Below are 5476 nucleotides of genomic sequence, written 5' to 3' on the forward strand. Positions count from 1 at the left end.
GGCGGGAAGTGAATGTACCACGTTGCTTGCATGAGGCGCTGGGGCGCCCCATGCAACACGTAATTGGGACATAGCCACAAAAAAAGGGTGGCTTGCGCCACCCTGTCGTTTTTGCCGGTGTCGGGGCAGGGCCCCGCCGGATCACGGGTCTGCTTCGGCAAACCGCTTCATTACGTCGCCTTACTGGTTTGCTTCTGCGAACAGCTTGATCATCTCGACTTACTGGTCTGCTTCGGCAAACGGCTTCATCACTTCGATTTACTGGTTTGCTTCTGCGAACTGCTTCATCACTTCGACTTACTGATTTGCTTCTGCGAACTGCTTCATCACCTCTGCGTGCTTGATCATGCCGTCGGCACGCAGACCAAGGTTCTTCACGAACTCGGCCTTCTTGGCCGGATCTTCAATCTTGTCGTAGCGCTGTTGCAGATGGGCCTGGATCTGTTCCGGGGTCATGTTCTTCATGCGGGCCATCTTGTCGTGGCGGCCGCCATGATGCTTGCCGCCCATCATGCCGGTACCGTCCATGGGGCAACCGGTCGCCGTGGCCTGGGTCGGTTGCGCGGTGGAGACCGCCTCGCTGGCGGCATAGGCGCCCAGCGGCAGGCCGAGGATCAGGGTGGCGGTCAGCAGGGTCTTGGTCAGCTTTTTCATGGGTAACTCCTGTCGGATGTGTACGGGTAGAGGCTCTTTCGCCTTGGTATCCAGTAAACACCGTGGAAGTGTCTGAAATTTGCCAGTAGAGGCCTATTTTGTAGCAGAGTGTGGCACAGGGGCGTGTTGGCACACTTTGACACAACCCGCCCGGTTGATTTTCGTATAATCGCCCCAGCCCGATAACGGAGAGATGATGATGAACCAAGGCAGCCCTCATATTCTGGTGGTCGATGACCACAGCGAGATCCGCGATCTGCTCAAGCGCTTTCTGGAGCAGCATGGCATGCGCGTCAGTTGCGCCCGCGATGGTAAAGAGATGAAGCGGCTGCTGGATGAGCGGGAGTTCGACCTGCTGGTGCTGGATCTGATGATGCCGGGGGAGGATGGCCTCACCCTGTGCCGCGAGCTCAGGGTCAAATCCCGTCTGCCGATCATCATGCTGACCGCCATGGGGGAGGAGACGGACCGCATCATCGGCCTGGAGATGGGGGCGGACGACTACCTCTCCAAGCCGTTCAACCCGCGGGAGCTGCTGGCCCGCATCAAGGCGGTGATGCGCCGCACCCAGGCGGAGAGCCTGCCCGTGCCGGAGACCCTGACCCGGGATCTGCGCTTCGATCGCTGGCTGCTCGACGTCAATCGCCGCGAGCTGGTGGACGAGGAGGGGGTGGGGATGAGCCTCTCCACCGCCGAGTTCGATCTGCTCAAGGTGTTTCTGGAGCGGCCCCAGCGGGTGCTGAGCCGGGATCAGTTGCTGGATCTGGCCCGTGGCCGGGAGGCGGTGGCCTTCGATCGCGCCATCGATACCCTGGTGAGCCGATTGCGGCGCAAGCTGGAGCGGGATCCCAAGAATCCCGAGCTCATCAAGACCATCTGGGGTGGCGGTTACCTGTTCGCCGCCGACGTGACCCAGGAGTGAGGCCGACATGATCAAGCGCGTCTTCGCCAGGCTGCTGCCCAAGGGGTTGACCGGCCAGATAGTGCTGGTGGCCCTGGCGGGGCTGGTGCTGATCCAGCTGCTCAGTATCCAGATCTACCGTTCGGACAGGGAGGAGGCCCTCGGTTACGTCAACAGCCGCAACGCCATGCAGCGGATCATCTCCGTGGTGCGCCTGCTCTCCCTCTCTCCTCCTTCCCTCTATCACGAGATCCTCAAGGCGAGCCGCAGCGAGACCCTGCTGCTTCGTCTGGCCGACGAGCCGTTGCAGCCGGACAACCGCAGCCCCCGCTTCGAGAAGCTGGTGCGGGCCAAGCTCGGCTATCCATCCTCCCTAGCGGTGGAGATCAGCGCCGAGCTGAAGCAGGACATCCAGCGCAGCCGGGCCTGGCAGCACCACAACCGCATGATGAAGGATCGCAACGGCATGCCGCCGCCCCAGGACATGCGGCTCTACGGCTCCATCGAACTGCCCAACGGCGGCTGGCTCCAGTTCAGCTCCCTGGTGGACAAGGAGACGGCGAGCTGGTCCTGGCAGACTACCCTCAACCTGCTGCTGGTGGCGAGCCTGGTGATCGGCCTGATGATCTGGCTGTTCCGCCGGGCGACCCGTCCCCTCAAGCAACTGGCCGCCAACGCCGACAGGCTGGGGCGTGGTGAGGACATCGAGCCCCTGCGTGAGGAGGGGCCCACCGAGATCCGCGAGTCCATCCAGGCCTTCAACCGGATGCACACCCGGCTCGATCGCTTCGTGCAGGACAGAACCCGGATGCTGGCCGCCATCTCCCACGACCTGCGCACCCCCATCACCAGCCTGCGGCTGCGCAGCGAGTTTCTGGCGGACGGGGAAGACAAGGAGCGCTTCCAGCAGACCCTGCAGCAGATGGAGCAGATGCTGGCGGCGACCCTGAGCTTTGCCCGGGAGGAGGGGCAGCAGGAGGCGACCCGGGAGCTGGATCTGGTCAGCCTGCTGGAGAGCCTGTGTGACGACTATGCCGACATGGGCCAGCCCGTCACCTGCCTGGCCGAGGGCAAGCAGGTTTACGCCTGCCGCGCCAACACCCTGCGCCGGGTGCTGCAAAACCTCATCGGCAACGCCATCAAGTACGCAGGGGGGGCCGAGGTCTCGTTGGTGCGCGGTGACGGCGAGTTGCTGATCCTGGTTCGCGATCAGGGGCCGGGGATTGCGGAGAGCCAGCTGGAGGAGGTGTTCAAGCCCTTCGTGCGCCTGGATGAAGCCCGCAACACCGAGTCTGGCAGCGTGGGACTGGGGCTCGCCATCGCCCGCACCCTGGTGCACCAGCACGGCGGTGAGCTCAGCCTTCACAATCGCCAGGAGGGGGGGCTGGAGGCGCGGATCAGCCTGCCCCTGTAAGGAACCTGACCAGGAAATGGGGCACCACCAGGGTGCCCTTTTTGCTCCCCGTGGCGAAAGGGAAGCAGGGCAACACGCCGGTCACCCGGAAACGGGCAACAAAAAACCCGCCGAAGCGGGTTTTTTCAATTCTTGCTGAGGCCCTTGCCCAAAGAGGGGAAGGTGCTCCGGCTTGAATTACTGCGGAACGACGTTCGCAGCAGCCGGGCCTTTCTGGCCTTGCTCGATGGTGAACTCAACGCGCTGACCTTCTTCCAAGGTTTTGAAACCGTTGGACTGGATGGCGGAGAAGTGAACGAACACGTCTTTGCTGCCGTCAGCCGGGGAGATGAAACCGAAGCCTTTCTCGGCGTTGAAGAATTTTACGGTACCAGTCATTTTGGACATGATAATTTCCTTGAGTAGTGATTAGTGAAACGCCACCGGAGCGGCAATCCATGATTTTTCGTCAGAAATACGTATGGGGAGCACTAAAGAAGGAGAATTATCTGGCAAGAATTATCGGGGATAACTGCCTGCACAAATCACTGCTTTAAGATGACTGCCTAACATAATCAGGTCTGAACTACCGAACCATCGAAAACGATTAGAACACGCACACCCTGTCATGGCAATCTTTATCTTGGTATTCGTTTCAGTCAGTGATGGCTGGATAGGCGTTTTATCCGGGTGTGCATCAGCTGCCAGGCGCCTCCTGCTGCCCTTTTCAGGGGCATGACATGACGCTCTGCCAGCCCCCTTTTTTGCAGCAGCGTCATCTGCGAGCATTCATGCTGCCGTTACCGTCTGCCACGGTATTTGTTGCTGACGGAATCGGACCAGCTGAAGGTGTCGGGCAGCACTTGGGCGCTGGCTCGCTCCTTGGCTTTTTCCCGCGCCAGTGCGGAAGCCGCCTTGGCGGCCTGGGCGCGATCGGCGGCGATCTTCTGGCGTCCTGCCTCGCGGATCTTGTTGCGCTCCCCGTTGGTCAGGGTGTGATCGGCATTGGCCTGGGCCTTTTGCACCAGCAGGGCAATCTCGGCTTTCTCGGCCTCGGTCAGATCCTTCATTTCCAGCTTCTTCATGACGCGCTCCTGCGATCGTTGAATGCCCACCCTAACACACATCCATCGGAGACAGGCTGACCATCCGTCCCCGGATGCCAAAAGTGTCGCTCGGTCGTCATTTCCGAGGGGAGCACGCGACGGGAACGCCTGGCTGACAGGCGCTGCCGGGAGGCTGGATCCCGGTGGAAGATTGGGAGTATGCTGAGGCCAGTGCGATCCCCGATCGTCACTGTTGGCGTACTGAAATCCACGATTCGGCTGACATGCTGGAACACCCGTTCCAACTGTCCAGGTAACCTTTTTGGAGTCTGATGATGAGCAACAAAGAACAGCATCACGGCAAAGATGCCAAGAAAAAACCGCAGATGTCACTGAAAGAGAAACGCGAAGCCAAACGGCAGAAAGCAGAGCTGAAAAACGGCAGCGCGATGAAGTAACGCTCCATCCACTGCGGCTCCCCGGAGCCGGTATCAAGCCAGTCCATCATGGGCTGGCTTTTTTGTCTCCGGCAGTAGAGGTGGTGCCATAGGCGGCAAAAATTCGCTCATAGCGCCCGTCCGCCTTCATCTTGGCGAGCTGTCTGTCGAACCATTGCCGGTGGCCCGCCTCGCGAAAGGCGAAGTGGTAGTGAGTCGGGGGGAAGAGGTCGTGCTGTCTGACCTTGTCCTTGGGATAGCGGTCGTCCTCCTGGTCATCCCCGAGCAACTGAGCCAGATAGTAGTAGAACACCCGCTGTTCCAGGATCACGGCATCGGTGCGCCCGAGCAGGAGCCGCTGTACCTGTCCCTCCTGCCTCGCCACCTCTTCATAACGGGGATTCTGGTCGACGATGTCGGAGAAGGTCGTTCCCAGAATCTGCCGTGCACGCTGGAAGGCACTGACTCGCAGGGTCTGCAAATCCTTCATGGTGTGGACTGCCGTCGGCGCCAGGGTAAAGACCCGGTTGTGGAAGGTGATCACCGGCTGTGAGAGGTAGGCACTTTCCAGCATGCCGGGTTTGACGTTGATGATGGCGTCCAGCTTGCCTTCCTCCAGCATCCTGAAGGTGCGCTCCAGGGGAAGATAGACGACCTGCAGCTCATGGGGGCTGCCTGCGAAGGCCTCTCGCATGAGATCGAGTTCGATGCCCCTGTCTTCGTGGCTGATGACATAGGGAGGAATGGCAAAGCTGACTCCCACCCGCAGCGGCTCCGCAGCAAGGTGGCCGCCGAACATCAGCAGGGCGAGGCACAGCAGACGACTCAAGTGGTTCATGCAGGTTCCCGAAGGGAGAAATCGTCTCGATGATAGCCACAAGCCTGGACGAAGGGGACGTAAAGCGCGGGAAAGTGGCAGCAACATGGTCGTCGGGGGAGGTGAATGCGTCAGAAACAGGTAAAAAAAGGGTTCTTCGCGGGATCTTGGGGAAGTGGAAGTTGACAGACAGGGTGCTGGTAAACTGGCTGTCCAAACACACCACCA

The 5476-nt window shown here is 60.4% G+C and carries 7 protein-coding genes; 3 read left to right on the forward strand and 4 right to left on the reverse strand.

The annotated features are described in order from the left end of the window. Positions 1 to 297 precede the first annotated feature (297 nt). Positions 298 to 654, reverse strand: coding sequence for a hypothetical protein (locus PG892_RS21420; RefSeq protein WP_010675900.1), 357 nt, complete (start codon positions 652 to 654; stop codon positions 298 to 300). Positions 655 to 853: 199 nt separating this feature from the next. Here PG892_RS21420 and PG892_RS21425 point away from each other — a divergent pair, with 199 nt between their 5' ends. Both PG892_RS21425 and PG892_RS21430 read left to right on the forward strand, forming a co-directional pair. Further along, positions 854 to 1576, forward strand: a complete 723-nt coding sequence (locus tag PG892_RS21425; RefSeq protein ID WP_010675899.1) for a response regulator — start codon at positions 854 to 856, stop codon at positions 1574 to 1576. Between the two features lie 7 nt (positions 1577 to 1583). Further along, positions 1584 to 2969, forward strand: a complete 1386-nt coding sequence (locus tag PG892_RS21430; protein WP_010675898.1) for an ATP-binding protein — start codon at positions 1584 to 1586, stop codon at positions 2967 to 2969. A gap of 177 nt (positions 2970 to 3146) precedes the next feature. Here the strand turns inward: PG892_RS21430 and cspE are convergent, their stop codons facing one another. Together cspE and yjbD are read right to left on the reverse strand one after the other, a co-directional pair. Next, positions 3147 to 3356 (reverse strand): transcription antiterminator/RNA stability regulator CspE, encoded by a 210-nt coding sequence (cspE, locus tag PG892_RS21435; RefSeq protein WP_010675897.1) that lies wholly within the window; start codon positions 3354 to 3356, stop codon positions 3147 to 3149. Between the two features lie 392 nt (positions 3357 to 3748). After that, a complete protein-coding gene (gene yjbD / locus PG892_RS21440) occupies positions 3749 to 4033 on the reverse strand; it encodes a DUF3811 domain-containing protein (RefSeq protein WP_039040119.1) in 285 nt (94 codons plus the stop codon). Between the two features lie 296 nt (positions 4034 to 4329). On the opposite strand from yjbD, the gene PG892_RS21445 reads away from it, so the two are divergent. Continuing rightward, entirely contained in the window at positions 4330 to 4452 is a 123-nt protein-coding gene (locus tag PG892_RS21445) for a hypothetical protein (RefSeq protein WP_010675895.1), read from the forward strand. A 46-nt stretch (positions 4453 to 4498) separates the two neighbouring features. Here the strand turns inward: PG892_RS21445 and PG892_RS21450 are convergent, their stop codons facing one another. Then, complete coding sequence (locus tag PG892_RS21450) at positions 4499 to 5269, reverse strand: substrate-binding periplasmic protein (protein ID WP_223953073.1); 771 nt, start codon at positions 5267 to 5269, stop codon at positions 4499 to 4501. Positions 5270 to 5476 lie beyond the last annotated feature (207 nt).

It is taken from the genome of Aeromonas sp. QDB68, from assembly GCF_027707405.1.
GTDB lineage: Bacteria > Pseudomonadota > Gammaproteobacteria > Enterobacterales > Aeromonadaceae > Aeromonas > Aeromonas caviae.